20 protein-coding genes are annotated in these 26,043 nt (G+C 65.3%); 16 read left to right on the top strand and 4 right to left on the bottom strand.

Translation table 11 applies throughout. The annotated features are described in order from the left end of the window. Positions 1–76: 76 nt before the first annotated feature. The 14 genes from murD to ligA all read left to right on the top strand — a co-directional run bounded on the left by murD (position 77) and on the right by ligA (position 18,998). On the top strand, positions 77–1,474 hold the full coding sequence (gene murD, locus Q0687_RS25435) for a UDP-N-acetylmuramoyl-L-alanine--D-glutamate ligase (protein WP_298883054.1): 1,398 nt from the start codon (positions 77–79) through the stop codon (positions 1,472–1,474). Continuing rightward, a complete protein-coding gene (locus tag Q0687_RS25440; protein WP_298883057.1) occupies positions 1,471–1,866 on the top strand; it encodes a hypothetical protein in 396 nt (131 codons plus the stop codon). Before murD ends, Q0687_RS25440 begins: the two co-directional genes overlap by 4 nt. Before the next feature lie 237 nt (positions 1,867–2,103). Next, positions 2,104–3,255, top strand: coding sequence for a putative lipid II flippase FtsW (ftsW, locus tag Q0687_RS25445; RefSeq protein WP_298883059.1), 1,152 nt, complete (start codon positions 2,104–2,106; stop codon positions 3,253–3,255). Positions 3,256–3,297: 42 nt separating this feature from the next. Next, a complete protein-coding gene (gene murG / locus Q0687_RS25450) occupies positions 3,298–4,401 on the top strand; it encodes an undecaprenyldiphospho-muramoylpentapeptide beta-N-acetylglucosaminyltransferase (protein WP_298883062.1) in 1,104 nt (367 codons plus the stop codon). 200 nt (positions 4,402–4,601) lie between these two features. Next, a complete protein-coding gene (gene murC / locus Q0687_RS25455; RefSeq protein WP_298883065.1) occupies positions 4,602–6,005 on the top strand; it encodes a UDP-N-acetylmuramate--L-alanine ligase in 1,404 nt (467 codons plus the stop codon). 4 nt (positions 6,006–6,009) lie between these two features. After that, on the top strand, positions 6,010–6,927 hold the full coding sequence (gene murB, locus Q0687_RS25460; RefSeq protein WP_298883067.1) for a UDP-N-acetylmuramate dehydrogenase: 918 nt from the start codon (positions 6,010–6,012) through the stop codon (positions 6,925–6,927). A 119-nt stretch (positions 6,928–7,046) separates the two neighbouring features. Beyond that, on the top strand, positions 7,047–8,033 hold the full coding sequence (locus tag Q0687_RS25465) for a D-alanine--D-alanine ligase (protein ID WP_298883073.1): 987 nt from the start codon (positions 7,047–7,049) through the stop codon (positions 8,031–8,033). Positions 8,034–8,379: 346 nt separating this feature from the next. Further along, entirely contained in the window at positions 8,380–9,399 is a 1,020-nt protein-coding gene (locus tag Q0687_RS25470; RefSeq protein ID WP_298883076.1) for an FtsQ-type POTRA domain-containing protein, read from the top strand. Beyond that, positions 9,396–10,718, top strand: a complete 1,323-nt coding sequence (ftsA, locus tag Q0687_RS25475) for a cell division protein FtsA (protein WP_298883077.1) — start codon at positions 9,396–9,398, stop codon at positions 10,716–10,718. Before Q0687_RS25470 ends, ftsA begins: the two co-directional genes overlap by 4 nt. Before the next feature lie 87 nt (positions 10,719–10,805). Continuing rightward, a complete protein-coding gene (ftsZ, locus tag Q0687_RS25480; RefSeq protein ID WP_298883078.1) occupies positions 10,806–12,599 on the top strand; it encodes a cell division protein FtsZ in 1,794 nt (597 codons plus the stop codon). 364 nt (positions 12,600–12,963) lie between these two features. After that, positions 12,964–13,926 carry a UDP-3-O-acyl-N-acetylglucosamine deacetylase gene (gene lpxC, locus Q0687_RS25485; RefSeq protein ID WP_298883080.1) on the top strand — a complete coding sequence of 321 codons (963 nt, stop codon included), beginning with the start codon at positions 12,964–12,966 and terminating at the stop codon, positions 13,924–13,926. A 243-nt stretch (positions 13,927–14,169) separates the two neighbouring features. Next, positions 14,170–15,057, top strand: coding sequence for an outer membrane protein assembly factor BamD (locus Q0687_RS25490; RefSeq protein WP_298883083.1), 888 nt, complete (start codon positions 14,170–14,172; stop codon positions 15,055–15,057). A 24-nt stretch (positions 15,058–15,081) separates the two neighbouring features. Next, the gene (gene recN, locus Q0687_RS25495) at positions 15,082–16,755 is read left to right on the top strand and encodes a DNA repair protein RecN (protein WP_298883085.1); all 1,674 of its coding nucleotides are present in this window, start codon (positions 15,082–15,084) and stop codon (positions 16,753–16,755) included. A 95-nt stretch (positions 16,756–16,850) separates the two neighbouring features. After that, a complete protein-coding gene (gene ligA, locus Q0687_RS25500) occupies positions 16,851–18,998 on the top strand; it encodes an NAD-dependent DNA ligase LigA (protein WP_298883088.1) in 2,148 nt (715 codons plus the stop codon). A gap of 166 nt (positions 18,999–19,164) precedes the next feature. Here ligA and Q0687_RS25505 read toward each other — a convergent pair whose 3' ends face one another. Next, positions 19,165–20,442 (bottom strand): multidrug effflux MFS transporter, encoded by a 1,278-nt coding sequence (locus Q0687_RS25505; RefSeq protein WP_298883090.1) that lies wholly within the window; start codon positions 20,440–20,442, stop codon positions 19,165–19,167. A gap of 108 nt (positions 20,443–20,550) precedes the next feature. Further along, positions 20,551–22,380 (bottom strand): aminopeptidase P family protein, encoded by a 1,830-nt coding sequence (locus Q0687_RS25510; protein ID WP_298883091.1) that lies wholly within the window; start codon positions 22,378–22,380, stop codon positions 20,551–20,553. 185 nt (positions 22,381–22,565) lie between these two features. Between Q0687_RS25510 and Q0687_RS25515 the strand changes: the two genes are divergently transcribed. Next, positions 22,566–22,745, top strand: coding sequence for a hypothetical protein (locus Q0687_RS25515; RefSeq protein ID WP_298883093.1), 180 nt, complete (start codon positions 22,566–22,568; stop codon positions 22,743–22,745). 66 nt (positions 22,746–22,811) lie between these two features. Here Q0687_RS25515 and Q0687_RS25520 read toward each other — a convergent pair whose 3' ends face one another. Next, the gene (locus tag Q0687_RS25520; RefSeq protein WP_298883096.1) at positions 22,812–23,699 is read right to left on the bottom strand and encodes a 50S ribosomal protein L11 methyltransferase; all 888 of its coding nucleotides are present in this window, start codon (positions 23,697–23,699) and stop codon (positions 22,812–22,814) included. Between the two features lie 153 nt (positions 23,700–23,852). On the opposite strand from Q0687_RS25520, the gene Q0687_RS25525 reads away from it, so the two are divergent. Beyond that, on the top strand, positions 23,853–24,017 hold the full coding sequence (locus Q0687_RS25525; protein WP_298883098.1) for a Flp family type IVb pilin: 165 nt from the start codon (positions 23,853–23,855) through the stop codon (positions 24,015–24,017). 322 nt (positions 24,018–24,339) lie between these two features. Here the strand turns inward: Q0687_RS25525 and Q0687_RS25530 are convergent, their stop codons facing one another. Then, positions 24,340–25,950 (bottom strand): NAD(P)/FAD-dependent oxidoreductase, encoded by a 1,611-nt coding sequence (locus tag Q0687_RS25530; protein ID WP_298883100.1) that lies wholly within the window; start codon positions 25,948–25,950, stop codon positions 24,340–24,342. Positions 25,951–26,043: the final 93 nt, after the last annotated feature.

A 26,043-nucleotide genomic window follows, 5' to 3' on the forward strand; every position in this document is an offset into this window, starting at 1 on the left:
GACGCGAAGCGGCGATCCGGAATTCTGAGATTCCGGGTTCGCCCTTTGGGCGCCCCGGAATGACGAAGGAGAGATCATGATCCCGGTCACATCCTTCGCCGGCAAGACGGTCGCGGTGTTCGGCCTCGGCGGCTCGGGGCTCGCCTCCTGCCACGCGCTGAAGGCCGGCGGTGCCGAGGTGATCGCCGCCGACGACAATGCCGAGAACGTCGCCAAGGCGGCGCAGGCCGGTTTCATCACCGCGGATCTTCGCAACGTTGCCTGGGACAATTTTGCCGCGCTCGTGCTTGCGCCAGGCGTGCCGCTGACCCATCCGGTGCCGCACTGGAGCGTGCTGAAGGCGCGCGAGGCCGGCGTCGAGGTGATCGGCGACATCGAGCTGTTCTGCCGCGAGCGCCGCCGTCACGCACCGAACACGCCGTTTGTCGCCATCACCGGCACCAACGGCAAGTCGACCACGACGGCCCTGATCGCGCATCTCACAAAATTCGCCGGCTACGACACCCAGATGGGCGGCAATATCGGCACCGCGATCCTGTCGCTGGAGCCGCCGCGCACGGGTCGCGTCCATGTCATCGAGATGTCGTCCTACCAGATCGATCTCACGCCCTCGCTCGATCCTTCCGTCGGCATCCTGCTCAATGTCAGCGAAGACCACATCGACCGTCACGGCACGATCGAGCATTACGCTGACGTGAAGGAGCGCCTGGTTGCGAACGTGCAGGCAGGCGGCACGTCGATCGTCGGCGTCGATGACGGCTATTGCCGCGACATTGCCGACCGGCTCGATCGCGCCGGCAAGAACGTGGTGCGCATCTCCGTCAAGAATCCGCTGGCGTCAGGCATCCATGTCGAGCACGGCACCATCGTGCGCACCTCGGGCGGCGCCCGCAGCGAGATCGCCAAGCTTGGCGGCATCGGCTCGTTGCGCGGCCTGCACAATGCGCAGAACGCGGCCTGCGCCGCCGCAGCCGCGCTGGCGATGGGCATCAGCCTCGACGTGCTGCAGAACGGCCTGCGCAGCTTTCCGGGGCTGGCGCACCGCATGGAGCAGGTCGGCCGCCGCGGCAACGTGCTCTTCGTCAATGACTCCAAAGGCACCAACGCGGACGCAACTGCGCATGCACTGTCGTCCTTTGCCGACATTTTCTGGATCGCCGGCGGCAAGCCGAAGGCGGGGGGCATCACCAGCCTGACCGGCTTCTTCCCACGCATCCGCAAGGCCTATCTGATCGGCGAGGCCGCGCAGGAGTTTTCGGACACGCTCGGCTCGGTCGCGCACGAGATCAGCCAGACGCTGGACGTCGCCGTCGAGCACGCCGCTCGCGATGCGGAAGCATCGGGCCTGACTGATGCCGTCGTGCTGCTGTCGCCGGCTTGCGCCTCGTTCGACCAGTACCGCAACTTCGAGATCCGCGGCACCAGGTTCCGCGAGCTGGTGCAGGCGCTGCCGGGCGTGAAGCCGGTGGTGTGAACATGTCGCGGCGACGCTGGATCGGAATTGTCGCTGCTCTTGCTATTCCGGTCGGCTTCCTCTGTGTCGTCCTCGTCGACAGCCTCATGCACCAATTCGGCGCGTGCCGCGTCGTTCGTCAGCGGGCCTTTGCCTCCCCAAGCGGCGGTCAATTGGTTGTCGTGGTCTGGAAGACGTGCGGGGCGACGGACAGCACACAGGCCAGCGTCATTGCCCGCGGCCGGACGTTCTCGCCCGAGACCACGCCGACCTTTGTCAGCGTGCGTGGACATCTCGAGGCCATCGTCGCCTGGAGCAGCGAACGGGCGGTCAGGATCGGTTTCATTCCCCAGCCAGGCGAGTTCTACAAGCGCGACCAGCGCGCGGGGGATGTCGCGATCCATTACGAGTAATAGGGTCATTCCTAACTCCGCTGTCATCGCCCGCGAAGGCGGGCGATCGAGTACTCTTCGGCCGAAATGGTGTGCGCGAACTACCGCTCCGGCGTACTGGATGCCCCACCTTCGCGGGGCATGACGGTATGTTGTGCGGTGCCAGCGGGATCATCTCCAATCATCCACGTTTCCTTAACCCCCCGGTAACCAACCTCGGCGACCAATGGGCGGACCTCTGTCCGAAAGCGGCCGCCCATGCTCTCCCGTGAAGAACGCACCCCCTTTTCCGAGTGGTGGTGGACCGTCGACAAGCCGCTGCTCGGCGCGATCCTGGTGCTGATGCTGACCGGCGTCATCCTGTCGCTGGCGGCAAGCCCACCGGTCGCGACCCGCATCGGGCTCGATCCGTTCCATTTCTTCAACCGCCACGTAATGTTCCTGGTGCCGTCGTTCCTGGTGCTGGTCGGCGTCTCCTTCCTGTCGCCGCGCTCGATCCGGCGAAGCGCGCTGATCATCTTCACGATCAGCATCATCCTGATCGTGGTGACGCTCGCCATCGGCCCCGAGGTGAAGGGCTCGCGGCGCTGGATCACGCTCATCGGCGTCAACATCCAAGCCTCCGAAATCGCAAAGCCGTCCTTCGTCGTCATTGCGGCCTGGCTGTTCGCGGAATCGACCAAGCGGCCCGAGATGCCGGCGACCTCGATGGCGCTGGTGCTGCTCCTGATGCTGGTGTCGCTGCTGGTGATGGAGCCGGACTTCGGCCAGACCATGCTGATCCTGATGGTGTGGGGTTCGCTGTTCTTCATTGCGGGCATGCGCATGATCTGGGTGTTTGGCCTCGCCGGCCTCGGCGCGGCCGGCCTGTTCAGCGCTTATCTGTTCGTCCCGCACGTCGCAGGCCGCATCAAGCGCTTCATGAATCCTGCCTCCGGCGACACCTTCCAGGTCGATACCGCGATGGAGGCCTTCTACAACGGCGGCTGGTTCGGCCTCGGACCGGGCGAGGGCATCGCCAAGCGCAGCCTGCCGGATAGCCATACCGACTTCGTGTTCGCGGTCGCGGCCGAAGAGTTCGGCATCATCCTGTGCCTCGCCATGCTGGCGCTGTTCGCCTTCGTCGTAATCCGCACCCTGTCGCGCGCCTATGCCAACGAAGACATGTTCTCGCGCTTTGCAGCGTCCGGCCTTGCGATCCTGTTCGGCGTGCAGGCGGCGATCAACATGTCGGTCAACCTCCAGCTGATCCCCGCCAAGGGCATGACGCTGCCCTTCATCTCCTACGGCGGCTCCTCGATCGTGTCGCTCGCCTATGGCGTCGGCATGATGCTGGCCCTGACGCGGCTGCGTCCGCGCACCGAGGTCGAAGCCAGCGGCCGTGCCGACGCGATGCGGAGTTACGCGTAGTTCGTCGGCTCGCAATGACGGCAAAGGCCTTGTAAAAGGGCGGTGATGGACAATTCCCCCTTGATTCTTCTCGCCGCGGGCGGCACCGGCGGCCATTTGTTTCCGGCCGAGGCGCTTGGCGTCGAGCTGATCCGGCGCGGCTTTCGCGTGCGGCTTGTCACCGATGACCGCGCACTGCGCTACAGCGGGTTGTTCAGCAAGGACATGATCGACGTCGTCGCGAGCGAGACCGCGCGCGGCCGCAATCCGCTCCAGCTCGCCTATGCCGGCCTGACGCTCGCGACCGGCACGCTCTCCGCTTATCGGCTGATCAAGCGCTTGAAGCCTGCCGCGGTCGTCGGCTTCGGCGGCTATCCGACATTGCCGCCGCTGGTCGCGGCGAAATTCGCAGATGTGCCCAGCATCATCCACGAGGCCAATGCCGTGCTCGGTCGCGCCAACCGTTTCCTGTCGAGCCGCGTCCGGGCCATCGCGACGTCCTTGCCTGGTGTGCTCGACCGCGATCCGGCGCTGGCAGGCAAGACCACGACGGTCGGCACGCCCATGCGGCCGGCGGTCCTCGCTGCGGCGGCGGTGCCCTATGCCGCACCCGAAGTGAACGGCCCGCTGCGCCTGCTTGTCGTCGGCGGCAGCCAGGGCGCGCGCATCATGGCCGATATCGTGCCAGGCGCGATCGAGCGGCTCGAGCCCGCTTTGTGGAGCCGGCTCGTGCTGACCCAGCAGGTGCGCGACGAGGACATGAGCCGCGTGCGCGCGGTCTACGACAAGCTCAAGATCAAGGTGGAGCTCGCGCCGTTCTTCACCGATCTGCCGGCGCGGCTCGCCTCCAACCACCTGATCGTGTCGCGGTCCGGCGCGGGCACTGTCGCCGAACTCGCCGCGATCGGGCGGCCCTCGATCCTGGTGCCGCTGCCGGGCTCGATCGACCAGGACCAGTTCGCCAATGCCGGCGTGCTCGCCAAGGTCGACGGCGCAGTCCGCATCCCGCAGACCGAATTTACCTCCGATCGGCTCGCCTCCGAGATCTCCGGCTCCGCCGCCGAGCCTGCACGCCTTGCGGCCATGGCTGCTGCGGCGAAGGGGGCCGGCCGGCTCGACGCCGCCGAGCGGCTGGCCGATCTGGTGGTCAAAGTCGCGGGAATCTGACGCGAAACCGGCCAAATTTCGTACTTTTGCCGTCATGGCCGGGCTTGTCGACCAAGTCGGATTTATCCGACTTGGTTCTTTTAAAAAGACGGCACTCGATATACCGAGTGCCTACGCATCCACGTCTTGCAAGAAAGACGCTAAGATTCGTGGATGCCCGGGACAAGCCCGGACATGACGACGGAACAGCGGGATAGAGCATGAGACTGCCGCGCGAGATCGGACCCATCCACTTCGTCGGGATCGGCGGGATCGGCATGAGCGGCATCGCCGAGGTGCTGGTCAATCTCGGCTATGCCGTGCAGGGCTCGGACGCATCAGACAATTACAATCTCGATCGCCTGCGCAAGAAGGGCGCCAAGGTCTCGGTCGGCCACAAGGCCGAGAATGTCGATGGCGCCGAGGTCGTCGTCGTCTCCACCGCGATCAAGCGCGACAATCCGGAATTGATGGCGGCGCGCGCGCGGCGCATTCCCGTGGTGCGCCGCGCCGAGATGCTTGCCGAATTGATGCGGCTGAAGAGCTGCGTCGCGATTGCCGGCACGCACGGCAAGACCACGACCACCACGATGGTGGCGACGCTGCTCGATGCCGGCGGGCTCGATCCCACCGTGATCAACGGCGGCATCATCAACGCCTATGGCTCCAACGCGCGGTTAGGGGCCGGTGACTGGATGGTGGTGGAGGCCGACGAGAGCGACGGCACGTTCCTGAAGCTGCCGACGGACGTGGCGATCGTCACCAATGTCGACCCCGAGCACCTCGATCACTTCAAGACGTTCGATGCCGTGCAGGATGCGTTCCGGCACTTCGTCGAGAACTTGCCGTTCTACGGCTTTGCCGTGATGTGCATCGATCATCCCGTCGTGCAGACCCTCGTCGGCAAGATCGAGGATCGCCGCATCATCACTTATGGTGAGAACCCACAAGCTGACGCGCGACTGCTCGACCTGACGCCGATGGGCGGCGGCTCGAAGTTCAAGGTCGCGTTCCACGATCGCAAGACCGGCGCCGTGCACGAGATCGCCGATCTCATGCTGCCGATGCCGGGCCGTCACAACGCCTCCAACGCAACGGCGGCGATCGCGGTCGCGCGCGAGCTCGGCGTCTCCGACGATGCTATCCGCAAGGCCATCGCGGGCTTCGGCGGCGTCAAGCGCCGCTTCACCAAGACCGGTGAGTGGAACGGCGTCACCGTGATCGACGATTACGGCCATCACCCTGTCGAGATCGCAGCGGTGCTGAAGGCCGCGCGGGAATCCACCAACGGCAAGATCATCGCCGTGGTGCAGCCGCACCGCTACACCCGCCTGCAATCGTTGTTCGAGGAATTCTGCACCTGCTTCAACGACGCCGATGCGGTGGTCGTCGCCGACGTCTATGCCGCCGGCGAGAGCCCGATCGACGGCATCGACCGCGATCATTTCGTCGCCGGCCTGCGCGCCCATGGCCATCGCGATGTGATCCCGCTGCCGGCAGCGGCGGAGCTTCCGGGCATCGTGAAGGGATTGGCGAAATCAGGCGATCTCGTCGTGTGCTTAGGGGCCGGTAACATCACGCAATGGGCGTATGCATTGCCGGATCAGTTGAAGGCGCTGGGGTAGGGCCGTGAGCTTCCCCGACATCATGCCTGAGCTCAAAGCCGCGATGCCGGAGCTGCGCGGCCGGCTGCTTGCGAACCAGTCGCTGGCCGAACTGACCTGGTTTCGCGTCGGCGGCCCGGCGCAGGTGCTGTTTACGCCGGCAGACGAGGATGATCTCGCTTACTTCCTGGCGCATCTCGCTTCCGACATTCCCGTCTACGTCGTTGGCGTCGGCTCCAACCTGATCGTGCGCGATGGCGGCATTGCGGGGGTGGTGATCCGCCTCGCGCCGCGCGCTTTCGGCGAGGCTAGCGCGAACGGCGATACCATCACCGCCGGTGCGGCCGCACTCGACAAGCGCGTTGCGGAGGTTGCGGCCAGCTCCAATATCGGCGGGCTCGAATTCTACTTCGGTATTCCCGGCACGATCGGCGGTGCGCTGCGCATGAACGCCGGCGCCAATGGCGGCGAGACGAAGGACGTGCTGATCGAGGCACGCGGCGTCGGCCGCGACGGCATCAGGCACGTCTTCTCCAACGCCGACATGAAGTTCGTCTATCGCAACAGCGGTGTCGATCCCTCCATCATCTTTACCTCCGCGCGTTTCCGCGGCGAGATCAGGGATGCGGAGGCGATCCGCGCCCGCATGGCGGACGTGCAAAGCCATCGCGAGACCGCGCAGCCGATCCGCGAAAAGACCGGCGGCTCGACCTTCAAGAATCCGCCCGGCCACTCCGCCTGGAAGCTGGTGGATGCTGCCGGCTGCCGCGGCCTGCGGGTCGGCGGCGCTCAGGTCTCGGAGATGCACTGCAACTTCCTGATCAACGCCGGCGATGCCACCGCGCACGACATCGAGACGCTGGGCGAGACCGTGCGCGAACGCGTGAAGGCGAATTCCGGAATTGAGCTGCACTGGGAAATCAAGCGGGTCGGTATCCGTTAACTGTCATTCCGGGGCGATGCGTTAGCATCGAACCCGGAATCTCGAGATTCTCAGGTGCGCAATTGCGCACCAGGGTTCGCGCTCGGCGCGCCCCGGAATGACCTAATACGAGGACACGAATGCGAATCACCATCCTCTTCGGCGGCTCCAATCGCGAACGTCTGGTTTCGGTCGCCTCGGCCCAGGCGCTGCATCAGGCGCTGCCCGAGGCCGAGCTTTGGTTCTGGGATGTCGAGGACAAGGTGCATGTCGTGCAGTCGAGGCAACTGCTCGAACATAGCAGGCCCTTCGAGGACGAGTTCAAGCCCGGCAATGCAGGCATTGCGTTGGCGCAGGCACTCGACAAGGCCAGGGCGGAAGACCGCGTCCTCGTGCTCAGCCTGCATGGCGGAAGCGCCGAGAACGGCGAATTGCAGGTGATGTGCGAGACGCGCGGTGTGCCATTCACCGGCTCCGGCTCGGCCTCCTCGCATCTCGCCTTCGACAAGATCGCGGCCAAGCGGTTTGCCAGGCTCGGTGGCGTTACGCCGCCTGAAGGCATCGCGCTTGAAAACATCGACGAGGCCTTCGCCGAATATGGGAGGCTGATCGCAAAACCGGCGCGCGACGGCTCGAGCTATGGCCTGATCTTCGTCAATGCCAAGCAGGATCTCGTCGCGGTCCGCAACGCCGCCAAGCACGAAGAGTATGTGATCGAGCCCTACATCGCCGGTGTCGAGGCGACCTGCGGCGTGCTCGAGCGCACCGACGGCTCGATCATCTCGCTGCCGCCGATCGAGATCATTCCGGGTGAGGGCAATTTCGACTACGCCGCAAAATATCTGCTGTCGACGACCCAGGAGATCTGCCCCGGCCGCTTTACGCCCGACATCACCGCCGCCCTCAAGAGCCAGGCGATGCTGGCGCACCGGGCGATGTCCTGCACCGGCTATTCCCGCTCCGACTTCATCGTCTCGGAGAAGGGGCTGGTCTATCTCGAAACCAACACGCTGCCCGGGCTGACCAAGTCCTCGCTCTACCCCAAGGCGCTGAAAGCCGAGGGCATCGCCTTCGTCGACTTCCTCCGCGGCCTGATCGAGCTCGCCGAGCGGCGGGTGCGGAAATAGTTAGGATTGGTTAACGGCTGGACCGGCCAAAACGCCCGATTTGGTGCCCAAAGCCGGTAAAATGCCGGACATCGTGGCGCAACTGCCTCACTTGGCTGGGCAAAAAGCATCTCCCGTTAACGAACTTTACCTTTTGTTTACCAGGACGTCCGAAGGTTAACGCTGGCGGCGCATATGGCGTTCTGGCTGCCGGCGCGTGAGCCGTTTCGGATTGTTCCGATCGGTAAACGCCTTGAAGGGGAGCGGTTTCTTCTACCGAAGACCATCACCCGGCCCGGCACGTCCGAGACGTCATGTTCGCCAGGACCCGCGCAAGTCGCGGGCAAACTGTTGACGAGCTCGTGCAATGGATGGAGCAGGAAGCCTCACCCGATCGTTTATGAGATCGCTGAGGCCCCAAGCTGACCTGAAGGCGGCCGCTATCGGAGCGGTCGTGCTTCTGCGCGAGTGGGTGCAGGAGAAGCGCGACGAGACGCGGGTCGCTGCTCAAGACAGGATCAAGAAAAAGAAGGCCCTGGTCGAGCGCGAGCCGCCGCCGCGCCTGGTTGCGCTGGTCGAGCGCTATCTGCCGCGCCGGGTCGGGATCACGATGACCGTGCTGCTGCTGATCGGCAGCTGCGGCCTCGGCATCGTCAAGGGCGGCCATCTCCAGGATTTCATCACCGCGGTCAGCGACGCGCGCAACGCCATGGCCAATTCGGCCGGCTTCCGTATCACCTCGGTCGTGATCAACGGCCGCAAGCAGCTCAGCCAGGACGAGATCCTCGCGATCGGCGGCGTCAGCGGGCGTTCCTCGCTGCTGTTCCTCGATGCCGACGACGTCCGCGACAAGCTCAAGGCCAATCCCTGGATCGCTGACGCGACCGTGCTGAAGCTCTATCCGGGCCGCCTCATGATCGACGTCACCGAGCGCAAGGCGTTCGCGCTGTGGCAGGAGGCCGGCCGGCTCTCCGTCATCGCCGACGACGGTGCGCTGCTCGAGCCCTACGTCTCGCGCAGGTTCCTGTCGCTGCCGCTCGTGGTCGGCAAGGGCGCCGATACCCAGGCCCGCGACTTCCTGGCGCTGCTGGCACGGTATCCGCAGGTGAATTCGGTGACCAAGGCCGTGATCTATGTCGGTGAGCGGCGCTGGAACCTGAGGCTGAAGGACGGCCTCGACATCCGCCTGCCGGAGCAGGACGTCGGCAATGCACTTGCCGCGCTCTCCAAGCTCGACCAGGACGATCGCCTGTTCTCGAAGGACATCGTCGCGATCGACATGCGCCTGCCTGACCGTCTGGTGGTGCAGCTGTCCGACGACGCCGCCAAGGCGCGCGACGATCTCTTCAAGGACAAGAAGAAAAAGAAGGCCGGGGACGCCGCATGACCGGTCTTGATCGCACCCAGACGCCGAAGACGCGCCCGATGCCGCACAAGCGCGGCGGCCTCGTTGCGTGCCTCGACATCGGCACCAGCAAGATCGCCTGCATGATCGCGCGGCTGAAGCCGTCGGCGCCGAGCGAAGCCCTGCAGGGCCGGACCCATGCGGTGGAATTGATCGGCTACAGCCAGATCCAGTCGCGCGGCATGAAGGCCGGCGCCGTGATCGATCTTTCCGAATGCGAGCAGTCGGTGCGCCAGGCCGTCGGGCTTGCCGAGAAAATGGCCAAGGTCCGGGTCGAGTCCGTGCTGCTGTCCGTCTCCGGCGGCCGGCTCTCCGGCCAGCTCGTCGAAGCCGCCGCCGATATCCGCGGCGGCGCGGTGACGCCGGCCGATGTCAGCCGCGTCACCTCCACGGGCATGCGCCATGCCACCGGCGAGGGCCGCACAGTGCTGCATGCACTGCCGGTCGGTTACACGCTCGACGGCGTCAAGGGCATTCGCGATCCCCGTGGCATGGTCGCGCATCAATTCGGCGTCGACATGAATGTCGTCACCTGCGACGCCACCGTGGCGCGGAATCTGATGCTGGCGGTGGAACGCTGCCACATCAATGTCGAAGCCATGGCGGCGAGCCCCTATGTGGCCGGCCTGTCGGTGCTGACCGACGACGAGGCCGATCTCGGCGCCGCCGTGATCGAGATGGGCGCAGGCACCACCACGATTGCAGTCTATTCCGGCGGTCGCTTCGTGCACGCGGCCGGATTTGCGGTCGGCGGGCAACACATCACGATGGATCTTGCGCGCGGACTCTCGGCGACCATTGCCGATGCCGAGCGAATCAAGACGTTATACGGCACCGTCATCACCGGTGGATCGGACTCGCGTGAGCTGATGTCTGTACCGACAGCCGGTGACGACCAGGATCTGCCGCAGATCGTTTCGCGCGCCACCATCGCCAACATCGTCAAGCATCGTGCCGAGGAAGTCTTCGAAATGGTTCGGGACAAGCTGAAGGATTCGTCCTTCGCGGCAGAGCCCAAGGGCCGCGTCGTGCTTTCGGGCGGCGCCTCGCAGCTCACCGGCCTCGTCGAGCTTGGAACGCAAATTCTCGGCCGGCCCGTGCGGGTCGGACGTCCGCTCGGATTTGGCCGGCTGCCCAACGAGGCGAAGAACGCCGCGTTCGCGGTGCCGGCCGGACTTCTCGTCTACCCGCAATATGTTCACCTCGAACATGTCGAACCGCGGCATACGCGGCAGCAGGTCAGGACAGGGACCGGCGGTTATTTCGGAAAGGTCGGACGATGGCTACGCGAGGGCTTTTGATGACCGATTTCCGCAATTTCTCATTTTCACCAACTCCCGCGGCCGCAGGCCGGGGCGAACCCACGCGCGCGTGATCGAGAGGCAAACATGACCATCAGCATCAATGTTCCTGATATTCACGAGTTGAAGCCCCGCATCACCGTGTTCGGCGTCGGCGGCGCCGGAGGCAACGCCGTCAACAACATGATCACGGCGGGCCTGCAGGGCGTCGACTTCGTGGTCGCCAACACCGACGCGCAGGCGCTGACGATGTCGAAGGCGCAGCGCATCGTGCAGATGGGCACCGCGGTGACGCAAGGCCTCGGCGCGGGTTCGCAGCCGAATGTCGGCGCTGCGGCCGCCGAAGAAGTCATCGACGAGCTGCGCGATCATCTCTCGGGCGCCAACATGGTGTTCGTCACCGCCGGCATGGGCGGCGGCACCGGCACCGGCGCAGCCCCTGTTATCGCCAAGACCGCGCGCGACATGGGCATCCTCACCGTCGGCGTCGTGACCAAGCCGTTCCACTTCGAAGGCGGTCGCCGCATGCGCACCGCCGAGGCCGGCATCAATGAGCTTCACAAGGTCGTCGACACGCTTCTGATCATCCCGAACCAGAACCTGTTCCGGGTCGCCAACGAGAAGACCACCTTTGCCGACGCCTTCGCGATGGCCGACCAGGTGCTCTACTCGGGCGTTGCCTGCATCACCGACCTGATGGTCAAGGAAGGCCTGATCAATCTCGACTTCGCCGACGTCCGCGCCGTCATGCGCGAGATGGGCAAGGCGATGATGGGCACCGGCGAAGCTTCCGGCGACAAGCGCGCGCTGACCGCTGCTGAAGCCGCGATCGCCAACCCGCTGATCGACGATTCCTCGATGAAGGGCGCCAAGGGCCTCCTGATCTCGATCACCGGCGGCAAGGACCTGACCCTGTTCGAGGTCGACGAAGCCGCGACCCGCATCCGCGAGGAAGTCGATCAGGACGCCAACATCATCGTCGGCGCGACCTTCGACGAAGCGCTCGATGGTCTGATCCGCGTCTCGGTCGTTGCCACCGGCATCGAGCAGGCCGCGATCGCCCGCAACAGCCAGGCGACCTCTGCTCCGGTCGCAAACGCCGCGCCGCAGCAGGTGCAGCAGGCTCCCGCGGCTCCGGCCGCTGCTGCCGAGAGCCGTCTCGCCGATCTCACCGCGCGCCTTCGCGCCGACAATCAGCGCATGGCCGAGCGTGCCCAGAAGATGGAAGCGCAGATCCCGGCCGCCGCACCGGTTGCGGCCGCGCCCGTCGCCCCGCGTCCCAATGTCGAGCGTGCGGCGCTCGCCGCGATCGCGGCGGCCGTGTCCGAAGTCCCGCCCGCGCCGCAGACCTATGGCGACGTCACCGTGCGTCCGATCGCCCAGAAGCCAACGCTGTTTCCGGAACCTGAGCAGGCACCGCTTGCCATCCAGGAGCCGATGACGCCGGAAACCTTCATCCCGCCGCAGGCCGAGCGTGCTCCGGCTCGCGCGCCCCGGATGCCGCGCCTCGACGAGCTGCCGATGCCGGCCCAGGCCGAGCTTCGTCAGGCCCGTGGCGAGGTGGAAGAAGAGACACCCCAGAAGACCCGCCTGTCGCTGCTCCAGCGCCTCGCCAATGTCGGCCTCGGCCGCCGCGACGAGGAGACCGAGGCCCCGATCGCCGCCCGCACCGCTGGCCCGGCAATGCCGGCGCTGCCCGAGCGCAAGCCGCAGCGGTCGGTGGCGCAGCAGATCGCTGCCAACGAGCCGGTCTCGGAGTACGCCCGCCGGCCCGCACCGCAGGGACTCGACGCCCATGGCCGCCCGGCACCTGTTGCGCCGGCGCCACAGGGAGACGACCATCTTGATATCCCGGCCTTCCTGCGGCGGCAGGCGACCTGAGGATTGTTACAATAAGGCAGACGCAGAAAGGCCCCGGCGGGATACTCGCCGGGGCCTTTCCTTTGCTCCCGTGCATATCCGGATTGCACCTTCAAGCAACTGATTTTAAATCATTAATTACCTGTTGGGTGCTTCAGTAAAACTGCCGGCAACGGCCCCAAACCGAGGTGCAATTTGGTTAAGCCTTGGCGCGAATACGGCGGGTTTGGGGTAACAATCGGTAAAAAAGCGTGAGTTGGCGCTGTTTGAGGCAGTGACTATGGTTTGCCCGTGACTTGGGGATACGGAGATTCGAAAGGTCGATCTCGATCGATCAGTCGGGTTCAGTATAAGTCGCAGTGGGTCGTAGTGGGGCGGGTTCCTGATGAAATTTAGCCGGCAAACAACGCTTCGTGCGCAAGCCACCGTGGCCGGCGTCGGCGTTCATTCCGGTCTTCCCGTCACGCTCACGCTCGGACCTGCACCTGTCGATGCAGGTCTTATTTTTGTCCGCACCGGACTTGAGGGAAGTGACCGCGAGATTCAGGCGACCGCCGAGCAGGTGGTGGCGACCGATCTCGCAACGGTCCTCGGTGATCGCAGTGGTCCGCTGATCTCCACTGCCGAGCACGTGCTTGCTGCGCTGCGGGGGATGGGTGTCGACAACGCCATCATCGAAGTCGACGGTCCCGAAGTGCCGATCATGGATGGCAGCGCTGCGGCTTTCATTGCTGCGATTGATCAGGCCGGCATCGTGACCCAGCCGGCACAGCGCCGCTTCATCCAGGTTTTGAAGCCTGTTTCGATCAAGATGGGCGACTCCTTCGGCGAGATCCGGCCCTACGCCCACGGCTTCCGTGCCGAGGTCGAAATCGACTTCGCCAATCCCGTCATCGGCCAGCAGAGCTACGGCTTCGACGTGAGCCCCGAGCGCTTCCGCCGTGAAGTCGGCCGCGCCCGGACCTTCGGTCTGATGGGCGATGTCGCGAAGCTCTGGAGCGCGGGCTATGCGCTCGGCGCCTCCTTCGAAAATACCGTCGTGTTCGACGAGGAGCGGCTGCTCAACACCGAGGGCCTGCGCTACGCCGACGAATGCGCCCGTCACAAGGTGCTGGACGTGATCGGCGATCTTGCGCTGGCCGGCCTTCCGCTGCTCGGCGCCTACCGTTCGGTGCGTGGTGGCCACAAGCTCAACCACGCCGTCCTCACCGCGTTGCTCGCCGACCGTGCCGCTTGGCGGGTTGTCGAGGGCGAGGCGGCCCGCCGCACCACCCGTCCCGTGGTCGAGGTCGGCAGCGGTATCGTTGGCGGCCGGATCGCCGCGGCCTACGGGCCGGACGTGTCCTGAAGGGCAGTTGCGCCAGGCGGCCAGCGACAATGTCTCCGGGAAACTCCTGGTAACCATGATCGACTAGGATTGCGGCGTTTTCGCCTTAATCCGGGCGGAATGCCTGCCTATCCGATGGGTTAACAAACGTTTTTCGGTTACACCGACGTGGTCGTATGGCAGGCACCACGGACACATTTCGCGCCCATGGCGGAGATCATGGGCTTGCGGGCACCGCATCACAGGGCGTCAGGTCTTAAATTCATGTCGGCACAGCGTATGACGCGCGGATTTTTCTTGGTCTCACCGCGAGCCCGTGGGCTGCTTCAAGCCGCGACCCTCTTCCTGCTCGCACTGCCGCTGGCCGGTTGCGGCACCGGCGCGCTCTGGGACAAGTTCCTCAACAAGGACGACACCTTCACCGAGGAGCCTGCCGACAAGATCTACAATGAGGGCTTGTACCTCATGAACGAAAAGAAGGACATGAAGGCGGCGAACAAGAAGTTCGAGGAGGTCGACCGCCAACATCCTTATTCCGACTGGGCGCGCAAATCGCTGCTGATGTCGGCCTATGCATCCTACCAGGGCGGCGACTATGACAGCTGCATCGGCGCCGCGACCCGCTACATCACCCTGCATCCCGGCAGCCCGGACGCCGCCTACGCGCAATATCTGATCGCCGCCTCGCATTACGACCAGATCCCGGACATCAACCGTGACCAGGGCCGCACCGAGAAGGCAATCGCCTCGCTGGAAGAGGTGGTGCGCAAATATCCGAACTCCGAATATGCGACCTCCGCCAAGGCCAAGATCGAGGGGGCGCGCGACCAGCTCGCCGGCAAGGAAATGGCCGTCGGCCGCTACTACATGCAGAAGCGCGACTACACGGCCGCGATCAACCGCTACAAGGCCGTGGTGACGCAGTACCAGACCACGCGTCACGTCGAGGAGGCGCTCTACCGCCTCACCGAGGCCTATATGTCGATCGGTATCGTCGGCGAGGCCCAGACGGCGGCCGCCGTGCTCGGCCACAATTTTCCTGACAGCCGCTGGTACAAGGACGCCTATAATCTTGTAAAATCCGGCGGTCTCGAGCCGAGCGAGAATCAGGGGTCCTGGATCAGCCAGACCTTCAAGAAGATTGGCCTCTAAGCCTCGGCTAGGAAATCTGGTTCCATGCTGGCGCGTCTGTCGATCCGTGACATCGTCCTGATCGAACGGCTCGATATCGAATTCGCCACTGGCCTCGCGGTTTTGACCGGCGAGACCGGTGCAGGCAAATCCATCCTGCTCGATGCCTTCGCGTTGGCCCTCGGCGGCCGCGGTGACGCGGGCCTTGTGCGCCATGGCGCGGAGCAGGGACAGGTGACTGCCGTCTTCGATATCCCGAAGAATCACCCTGCTGCGAAAATCCTCGCCGAGAACGGCCTCGAGGACACAGGCGAGATGATCCTGCGCCGGGTCCAGTTCGCCGACGGTCGCACCCGCGCCTTCATCAACGACCAGGCGATCAGCGTGCAGACGCTGAAGGCAGTCGGCGCCGCGCTGGTCGAGATCCATGGCCAGCACGACGAGCGCGCGCTGGTCGATGCCGCCACCCATCGCCGCCTGCTCGATGCCTTCTCAGGCCTCGAAAAGGACGTCGCCGGCGTCGAAACCCTCTGGGACGCGCGCCGCAGCGCCAACACCGAGCTGGAAGATCATCGCGCCAGCATGGAGCGTGCCGCGCGCGAGGCCGACTATCTGCGCCATGCCTCGGGCGAGCTGAAGCAGCTCGCGCCCAAGGATGGCGAGGAGACCTCGCTCGCCCATCGCCGCACCACCATGATGCAGGGCGAGAAGATCGCCTCCGATCTGCGCGAGGCGCAGGAGGTCGTCGGCGGCCACAACTCGCCGGTTGCAGCACTGTCGGCCGCGGTGCGCCGGCTGGAGCGTCGCGGCGTCAATTCGCCGGCGCTGGTCGAGCCCGCGGTGAAGGCGATCGACATCGCGATCAATGCGCTGGAGGAGGCGGACCAGCATCTTCTGGCGGCGCTCGCCGCGACCGATTTCGATCCGGCCGAGCTCGAACGCATCGAGGAGCGATTGTTCGCTCTGCGCGCGGCCTCGCGCAAATATTCGACGCCGGTCGATGGCCTCGCGGCGCTCGCGGCCAAATATGCCGCCGATGTCGTGCTGATCGACGCCGGCGCCTCGCGCCTGAAGAAGCTGGAGCAGGCCGCGATCGAGGCAGATAGCCGCTACGCGGCGGCCGCGAAAAAGCTCTCCGCTAGCAGGCAGAAATCGGCCGAGAAGCTCAACAAAGCCGTCAACGCCGAGCTTGCGCCGCTCAAGTTGGAACGCGCGAAATTCATCACCCAGGTGACGACCGACGAGGCCGCGCCGGGGCCGCAAGGCTTCGACCGCGTCGAGTTCTGGGTGCAGACCAATCCGGGCACCAAGCCGGGTCCGATGATGAAGGTCGCCTCCGGCGGCGAGCTCTCGCGCTTCCTGCTGGCGCTCAAGGTCGTGCTGTCCGACCGTGGCTCGGCGCCGACCCTCGTGTTCGACGAAATCGACACCGGCGTCGGCGGTGCGGTGGCAGACGCCATCGGTGCCCGGCTGGCACGGCTCGCCGGCAAGGTGCAGGTGATGGCCGTGACCCACGCCCCGCAGGTCGCGGCCCGAGCCGACCAGCATCTGTTGATTTCCAAGGATGCGCTGGACAAGGGCAAGCGCGTCGCCACCCGCGTCAACGCACTCGCCGCCGACCACCGGCGCGAGGAAATCGCCCGCATGCTCGCCGGCGCCGAGATCACGGCCGAGGCGCGGGCCGCCGCGGACCGGCTGCTCAAGGCGGCGACGGCTTAGTTGCGTATCCCGGACGCGGCGCGTTGCGCTGTATCCGGGGAACAAGATACTAACCCGCCTTTACCCTCCCGCCCGCTCCGTCGTATCCAAGCACCATGGCCAGAGCAGCAAAATCAAAACCACTTCGTGACGTCGCCGATCTCACCAAGGCGCAGGCCAAGGTCGAGCACATGCGGCTGACGCTTGAACTGGAAGAGCACGACAAGCGCTATTATCAGGACGACGCGCCGACCGTGACCGACGCGGAGTACGATGCGCTCCGCCAGCGCCTCAACGCGATCGAAAAACGCTTTCCGGAATTCGTCAGCGCGGACTCGCCGTCCCAGAAGATCGGCGCTGCGCCATCGGGACGTTTCAAGAAGGTGCGGCATTCGGTTCCGATGCTGTCGCTCGACAACGCTTTCGCCGACGAGGACGTGCGCGACTTCGTCGGCCGCATCGTGCGCTTCCTCAAGCTCGACGACGACAAGATCGACTTTTCCGCCGAACCGAAGATCGACGGCCTGTCGATGTCGCTGCGCTATGAGGGCGGCGAACTCGTCACGGCCGCGACGCGCGGCGACGGCGCAGAGGGCGAGGACGTCACCGCCAACATCCGCACGCTCGAGGACGTGCCGCAGAAGCTGAGGGGTCGCAACGTCCCTGATATCTGCGAGGTGCGCGGCGAGGTCTACATGACCAAGAAGGCCTTCCTCGCGCTCAACGAGCGGCAGAAGGCGGCGGGCGACACCATCTTTGCCAACCCGCGCAATTCGGCCGCAGGCTCGTTGCGGCAGAAGGACCCTGGTATCACCGCCTCGCGTCCGCTCGGCTTCTTCGCCTATGCCTGGGGCGAGATGAGCGCGATGCCGGAGGAGACGCAGAGCGGCATGATCCACTGGTTCGAGCGCTGCGGCTTCAAGACCAATCCGTTGACCAAGCTGTGTCACTCCGTCGAGGAGCTGGTCGCGTTCCACCAGAAGATCGAGGAGGAGCGCGCCGGGCTCGACTACGACATCGACGGCGTCGTCTACAAGGTCGACCGGCTGGACTGGCAGGAACGGCTCGGCTTCGTGTCGCGCACGCCGCGCTGGGGCATTGCGCATAAATTTCCGGCCGAGCGCGCCATGACGGTGCTGCGGGACATCGAAATCCAGGTCGGTCGCACCGGCTCGTTCACGCCGGTCGGCAAGCTCGAGCCCGTCGGTGTCGGCGGCGTGATCGTGCAGAACGTCACGCTTCACAATGAGGACTACATCAAGGGCATCGGCAACAAGGGCGAAGTGTTGCGCGAGGGGCGTGACATCAGGATCGGCGACACCGTCGTGATCCAGCGCGCCGGCGACGTGATCCCGCAGATCGTCGATGTCGTCATAGACAAGCGGCCACGCGGTGCCAAGGAATTCCAGTTCCCGAAGAAGTGCCCGTGCCCGCTGCATACCGATGTGACGCGCGAGGAGACCGCGACGGGCGAAGAGGGGTCGCGCGCGCGCTGCACCGGCGAGTTCGCCTGCCCCTATCAGAAGATCGAGCACTTGAAATTGTTCGTGTCGCGGCGCGCCTTCGACATCGACGGTTTGGGCGAGAAGCAGCTCCAGTATTTCTTCGACGAAGGGTGGGTGAAGGAGCCCGCCGACATCTTCACGCTGGAGAAGCGTAATTCGAAGCTCAAGCTCGAGGACATCGAGGGCTATGGCGCGACCTCGGTGCGCAATCTGTTCGGCGCCATCGAGAGCCGGCGCAGAATCGCGCTGGAGCGCTTCGTCTTTGCGCTCGGCATGCGCCACGTCGGCGAGACCACGGCGCTCGCGCTGGCGCGGGGCTACGGCTCCTGGGATGCCTTCCACGACGCCTGCCTCAAGGTCGCCAAGGGCGACGAGGAGGCGATGGCGGAAATGGACGCGCTCGACCAGATCGGCGACACCGTGATCAAGAGCATCGCCGATTATTTCGGCGAGAGCCACAACCGCGGCATCGTCGAGCGGCTGACCAAAGAGGTCGAGATCGTCGACGCCGAGAAGCCGAAGAGCAATTCGGCGGTCGCCGGGAAGACGGTGGTGTTCACGGGCTCGCTGGAGAAGATGACGCGGGATGAGGCCAAGGCGACCGCGGAACGGCTGGGCGCCAAGGTCTCGGGCTCGGTGTCGAAGAAGACCGATCTCGTCGTCGCCGGCCCCGGCGCCGGTTCGAAGCTCGCGGACGCCAACAAGCACGGCGTCAAGGTGCTGACCGAGGACGAGTGGCTGAAGCTGATCGGGGAGTGAGGCATTGCGCCCTCCACCTACTCCGCTGTCATCGCCCGGCTTGACCGGGCGATCCAGTACCCCCGGGACGGCACTGATAGAATCGATAGGCCGCGGCGTACTGGATCCCCCGCCTTCGCGGGGGATGACACCGAGCGTGGGATGACTGCCGTCGCGTAGCGACGGATCACATGATCCCGCCTTCTTCCTCTTCCGCCTGCTCGATCAATTCCTCGCTCACCACCAGCTCGCGGCGCGGCACGACGAAGGTCATCATGCAGGCGCAGAGCAGCGAGATTGCGAGGACCGCCGAGGTCAGCGGCAGCGTCGTTGCGGAGTGGCCGCCGAGATAGGCGCCGAATTGCGACATCAGCGCGCCGATGCCCTGCTGGAGGAAGCCCATGGCGCCCGACGCGGTGCCGGCGGCCTCGGGGCGGATGCTGATGGCGCCGGCCGCGGAATTGGCCATCACGAAGGCGTTGCCGACCATCACGATCATCTGCGTGCCGAACAGCCAGCTCGGCGCTTCGTTCCAGCCGGTGAAACTCCACAGCAGGTTCAAGAGGCTGCCGCAGAGTTGCAAGGCCAGGCCGAACCAGATCAGCTTCTCCAGCGAGTGTCGCGGCGCAAAGCGCACGCAGAGCAGATTGCCGACCAGATACGCAAAGCCTGTCGTTGCGAACCACGCGCCGTATTCGGCGCTGGTCCGGCCCATCTGGGTCACGACGATGTAGGGGCCGCCGCCGGCGAAGGTGAAGATGATTTGCGAGGCCAGCACCTGGCACATCACATAGCCCATGAAGGCGCGGCTCTTGATCAGGCTGCCGACGTCACTGCGAAACCCGCCGCCCCCGGCCGCGCGGTCGCGGCGTGTCTCCGGCAATGCGAGCGCGATGCCGACGGCAACGGCCACTGCGCCGAACGTCACGGCGTAGAAGATCGCCCGCCAGCCGAATGCGGTCTCGATTAAACCGCCGGTGAGCGGCGAGACCATCTGGCCGATCATCAGCGCTGCGACCACGAGGCTGATCATGGAGGCGACGCGGTCGCGCGCGTAGATGTCGCGGATGATGGCGCGGCTGATCACCATGCCGGAGGCGCCGCCCAGTGCCTGGAAGAAGCGCGCCGCGATCAGCTGCGGCAGCGTCTCGGCGAAGATGCAGGCGACGCTCGCCGCGACCATCAGCGCAAGGCCGCCCAGCAGCACCGGACGGCGGCCGAACTTGTCCGACAGCGGCCCCATGGTGAGCTGCGACAGCGCGATGCCGACCATGTAGAGCGACACCGTCATCTGCGCGATCGAGATGTCGCTGCCGAAACTCGTCGCCAGCACGGGGAGCGCGGGAACCAGGATGTAGAGCGAGATCGGCGCGATCCCGGTCATGACGACCAGCAGCAGCAACACCACGCGCGACGTCGCGATGTTGGTTGCCGTATCAGGCGGTTGGCTGATCATACCGTGCATGGATCGACACTAGCCGCATCGCGAAGGCAGCGAACATGGTCGTTTCGGTATGCGGCTATGCGTGATGCCGAGCCTTGCGCAAACCGCGTAGCGCTATGCGGGTACGGTCTAAGCCTTCAGCTCCGCCGTGGCCTGATCGAGCCAGGTCTTCGTCGTCTCGTCCAGCGCCGGACCCACTTCGGCCCGCACGCGCGCGTGGTAGGCGTTGAGCCAGGCGAGCTCGTCGCGGTTCAGCATCGCTGTGTCGATCAGCCGGCGGTCGATCGGCGCCAGGGTCAGGGTCTCGAACGCGTTCATCGATTTCTCGGCGCCCTTGATGTCGGCCGCGATCACCAGCTCGAGGTTCTCGATGCGGATGCCAAAGCCGTCGGTCTTATAATAGCCGGGCTCGTTGGAGAGGATCATACCGCGCTTCAGCGGCGTGGTGCCGAGCTTCGAGATCCGGGCCGGGCCTTCGTGGACGCTGAGATAGCTGCCGACGCCGTGGCCGGTGCCGTGCTCGAAATCGACGCCGGCCGCCCAGAGATATTGCCGCGCCAGCGTGTCGAGCTGCGCGCCGGTGGTGCCGTCGGGAAACACCGCGCGGGCGATCGCCATATGGCCGCGCAGCACGCGCGTGAAGCGGTCGCGCATCTCGTCGGTCGGCTCGCCCACAGCCATGGTGCGGGTGACGTCGGTGGTGCCGTCTTCATATTGCGCGCCGGAATCGATCAGCAGGAGATCACCTAGTGCGATCCGCCGGTTGCTCTTGCGGGTGACGCGGTAGTGCACGATGGCGCCGTTCGGCCCCGTGCCCGAGATGGTCGGGAACGACACGTCCCTCAAGGCGCCGGTGTCGCGGCGGAACGTCTCCAGCGCCTCGACGGCGTCGATCTCGGTGAGCTTGCCGCTTGGTGCCTCGCGGTCGATGAAGGCGAGGAAGCGCGCCAGCGCGATGGCGTCACGCCGGTGTGCCGTCTGCGTCCCCTTGATCTCGGTCGCGTTCTTCACCGCCTTGAGCAGCGCGATCGGATCGCTGCCGCGCAGCGGCTTGCCGCCGCCGCCCGCGATCAACCGACTCAGGGCGTCGGCCGCCGTGGCGCCGTCGAGCGCGATCGCAGCGCCGCTTTTCGCGAGTGCCATCAGCGTCGGCGTCAGCGCATCGGGCTCGCGCACGTCGGCGGACTGCTCGAGATGGTCGCGCGTCAAATTGGAGAGCTTGCGGTGGTCGATGAACACCGTGGGACGGCCGACCTTGGGCACCAGCGCGTAGGACAGCGGCAGCGGCGTATGGGCGACGTCGGCGCCACGGATATTGAAGGTCCAGGCGACTGCGTGGCTATCGGACAGCACCAGCGCGTCGGCGCCCAGTCTGTCGATCTCGCTCTTGATCTGCGCCACCTTCTCGGCCTCGGCAATGCCGGCATGTTGCAGGCCATGGATCGCGACCGGTGCGATCGGCGGCTGCGGCCGGTCCTGCCAGACCGCGTCGATGGGATTGCTGTCGACCGCCACAAGCTCGGCGCCGGCCTTGGTGCAGGCGGCGCCGAGGCGCTCGGCTGCTGCAAAAGTGTGCAGCCACGGGTCAAATCCTAGGCGATCACCGGGTTTGAGATGCGCCGAGACCCAGCTTTCCGGCGGCGGATCGATCAGCGATTCCACCACCCATGCCTTGGCGTCGACCTGCTTGGCGGCCTGGATCGTGTAGCGGCCGTCGACGAACAAGGCGGCTTCCTGGGCCAGCACCACGGCAAGCCCCGCCGAGCCGGTGAAGCCGGTCAACCAGGCGAGCCGCTCTTCCGAGGGCGCCACATACTCATTTTGCTGCTGATCGGCGCGCGGAACGACGAAGCCGGTCAGCTTGCGGCGGGCGAGTTCTTCACGGAGCGCAGCCAGACGCGCCGTCAGTGCGACGCCGGCCTCGGGCTCCTCGAATGTCTGGAAGTGTGCTTCGAACATGGCTCAGTTTAGGATCATGGGGATCAGTCCGCAATGTAGACGCAATTGCCCTCTCATCTGGCATGGACTGTGCTTGAAAATGTTCCATTCGAATTGAGTGGAGTAGTGGATGCGGCAGTTGCGCTTCGTCCGGATAACAGGGAAGTTCGAGCAAGTGGTTCATCTCAACGGCGAGGGGACACACGATGCCAGCGTTCACCTTTGAGAAGATTTCGCCGCCGGTGCGCCGCGCGCCTGCAGCAACGACACCGAAGAAGCCGCGCGGCCTCATCAGCCAGATGATCGATCGCGTCTCTGAGCGCCGTGCCAAGCGGGCCTTGAAGGGCGATCGCGCGGTGCCTCCGGACGACAAGCCGGCGGAGTAGGGCTCTCTTTACCACTCCCCGTAAGAACGGGGCGAGGGAGCGCGCCGCCATCGCGATGCGGTTTATTCAAACCACTTTCCGCAGCAACAGACTGCTCCAGCCCTCGATTCGCAGATGCCGCAGCGGCACCAGGCCGCGCGCGCGGTAGGCGGCGATCACGGCGGGCGCCTGGTGGGTCAACAGGCCCGAGAGGATGACGCGGGCGCCGGGAGCCAGATGCCGGGCCATCGGCCCCGCCAATTGCCGCAGCGGATTGGCAAGGATGTTGGCCAGCACCAGGTCGAACGGGCCCCTTTTGGCAAAGTCCGGCGCGGCAAAGCCTGTGGCGCGGATCACCCGCACATATTGACCGGTTTCATTCAGGGCCGCGTTCTCGGCTGCGACATGCACTGACGGCGGGTCGATGTCGGAGGCCAGCACCCTCCGGTGCAGCGCTTTGGCGGCCGCGATCCCCAGCACGCCGGTCCCGGTGCCGAGGTCCAGCACCCGCTTGGGCCGCGCATGTTTCAGGACATGGTCAAGCAGAAGTAAACAGCCACGCGTGGTACCATGGTGTCCGGTGCCGAAGGCGAGCGCTGCCTCGATCTCGATGGCGAGCTTGTTGGGCGCCACACGGTCGCGGTCGTGACTGCCATGGACGACGAAGCGTCCGGCCGGGACCGGCACGAGGTCCTCCAGACTCGCCTTGACCCAGTCCTTGGCCTCGATTGTGTCGAAGGCAAGCGTGGCGGCGATGTCATTTCCTGCTGAAGTTGCAACGATTTCGCGGAGCAATTCCTGATCCGGCGGCTCGGCAAAATGCAGCGTGACGTCCCATTCTCCATCCGGCCGTTCGAAGGCGGCGACCGCGGCATCGCCCTCGAAAAAGACCTCCGTGAGCACGTCGACGACACGCTTGGCAGCAGCCTCGTTGCCGATGGAAAAGCTGGCGCGATGGGTGGGCAAGGGCTGCATGCGAAGGTTCCGTTGCTTTCAATTAGTGGAACTTTTGTTCCCAATTTTCCGCATAACTTGCGGTTCCCGGGTTAACTGGACCGTAGGTTGTGCTCCGTAGATTTCCTGATGTTGGAAACAACCGGCCACCCTGGAATGAATTGGAGGCGAGTCTTGAAGCACATGATTGCGAAGTTCTGGTCTGATGAGTCTGGCGCGACTGCGATCGAATACGGCCTGATCGCGGCTGGTATCGCGCTGGCGATCATCACCGTGGTGAACAGCCTGGGCACCACGTTGAACGACAAGTTCGGTTCGATTAGCAGCTCCTTGAAGTAATTTCTGCCTCCCATTTCCCAGCGGGGGCTACTTTCTTCATAGACGGCTTTTTCGACGACCGCCCGCTGGGGAGTTGCCCCCCGGTGGGCGTTGTCGTGTTGGGGTGCAGGCGAGGTTGACACCGCCCGTGCCCACAGGTTTCCCACCCGCGATTGTGCAGCCTTCCACAGGCTTGTCCGCGATCAATCCGGTCCCTTCCGCACAGCTTGATCCCCGGGTTGTCCCCGGTGGTCACGGGACAACCCCACCGCTTCACCACAGCCTTGCCGACAGACTTAGCAACAGACTTGCCAACAGACCTGTCCACAGCCGGTCCACAGACCTATCCACGGCTTGCGAACAAGCCGCGGTGATCTCGCAAGATCGCCTGTGCCGCGTTGTGGCCGGGGGCGCCGGTGACGCCGCCGCCGGGATGAGCGCCGGAGCCGCAATGATAGAGGCCCTTCAGCGGTCCGCGATAATCGGCATGGCCCAGCATCGGCCGCGCCGAGAACAGCTGGTTCAGGCTCAGCGCGCCGTGGAAGATGTCGCCACCTAACAGCCCGAACTGCCGCTCGAGATCGAGCGGCGAGAGGATCTGGCGGCCGAGCACGCTTGCGGCAAAGCCCGGCGCGTAGCTGTCCACCGTCGCGATCATGAGATCGGCAACCTCCTCGCGATGATCGTCCCAGGATTGTCCATCGGGCAGCTCCGGCGCGACGTGCTGGCAGAACAGGCTCGCGACGTGTTGTCCGGAAGGTGCGAGCGTGTCGTCGAGCGTCGAGGGGATCAGCATCTCGACAACAGGCTGTTTGCTCCAGCCCTGCGCCCGCGCATCGAGCCAGGCGCGGTCCATGTAGTCGAGGCTTGGCGCCAGGATGATGCCGGAGGTGAGGTGGTCGCCCTCGCCAGGCAACGCGGTGAAGGAGGGCAGGCGATCCAGCGCCACGTTCATGCGGAAGGTGCCGGAGCCGTTCTTCCAGTGGCGGATGCGGGCGAGGAAATCCTGGGGCAGGGCGTCGGCCGCGACGAGCCGCGTGTAGAGCAGTTTGGGATTGACGTTGGCCGCGACGTATTTCGCACGGATCGCCGTGCCGTTCTCAAGCACCACGCCGACAGCGCGGTCGCGCTCGACGATCACCTCGCGCACGCCGGCATCAAGCTCGATCGTGACGCCACGCGCGCGTGCGGCCCGCGCCATCGCCTGCGTGATCGCGCCCATGCCGCCGATGGCATGGCCCCAGACCCCCTTCTTGCCGTTCACCTCGCCGAAGGCGTGATGCAGCATCACATAGGCCGAGCCGGCGGCGTAAGGGCTCGCATAATTGCCGACGATGGCATCGAAGCCGAACAGCGCCTTGACCAGATCGTGCTCGAAGCGTTCGTCCAGCATCTCGCCGGCGGAGCGGGTGAAGAGATCGAGCAGGCTGCGGCTCTGCTCCAGTGTCAGGCCGCGCAGGATGTTGGCCGTGGTCAGCGCGTTCGCGGCCTCGCGGATCGCGCCAATGCCAAAACTGGCGAGCAGGTTCGGCGGCGCGCGCAGCACGAACTGCCTGAGCACGTCGGCGATGTCCTCGAGCTCACGCGAAAATCCGTCGAGTGCATCGGCATCGCGCGCACTGAGCCGTGCCACCGACGCCTTGGTCCGCCCCTCGCCGGTGAGGAGATAGCTGCCGTCGGGCGCGGGGAGAAAATTCTGCGCACGCCGTTCGACCACGCGCAGGCCTTGTTCTGCAAGTCCGAGGTCGCGGATCACCTGCGGATTGAGCAGGCTCACGGTGTAGGCCGCGACCGAGTTGCGGAAGCCCGGATGAAACTCCTCCGTGACCGCGGCCCCGCCGACCACCGTGCGGCGCTCGACGACATGCACACGCAGGCCCGCCTTGGCGAGATAGGCCGCGCAGGTGAGGCCGTTATGGCCAGCGCCGATGATGACGACGTCAGTTTCGGTCATGAGGGGTTCAAGGCTCAGTCTGCCGTCATTCAGGGGCGCGCGAAGCGCGAACCCGGACTAGAGGTTCCGGGTTCGATGCTTTGCATCGCCCCG

Origin of the sequence: uncultured Bradyrhizobium sp. (assembly GCF_936928535.1) — a bacterium.
Classification (GTDB): Bacteria; Pseudomonadota; Alphaproteobacteria; order Rhizobiales; family Xanthobacteraceae; genus Bradyrhizobium.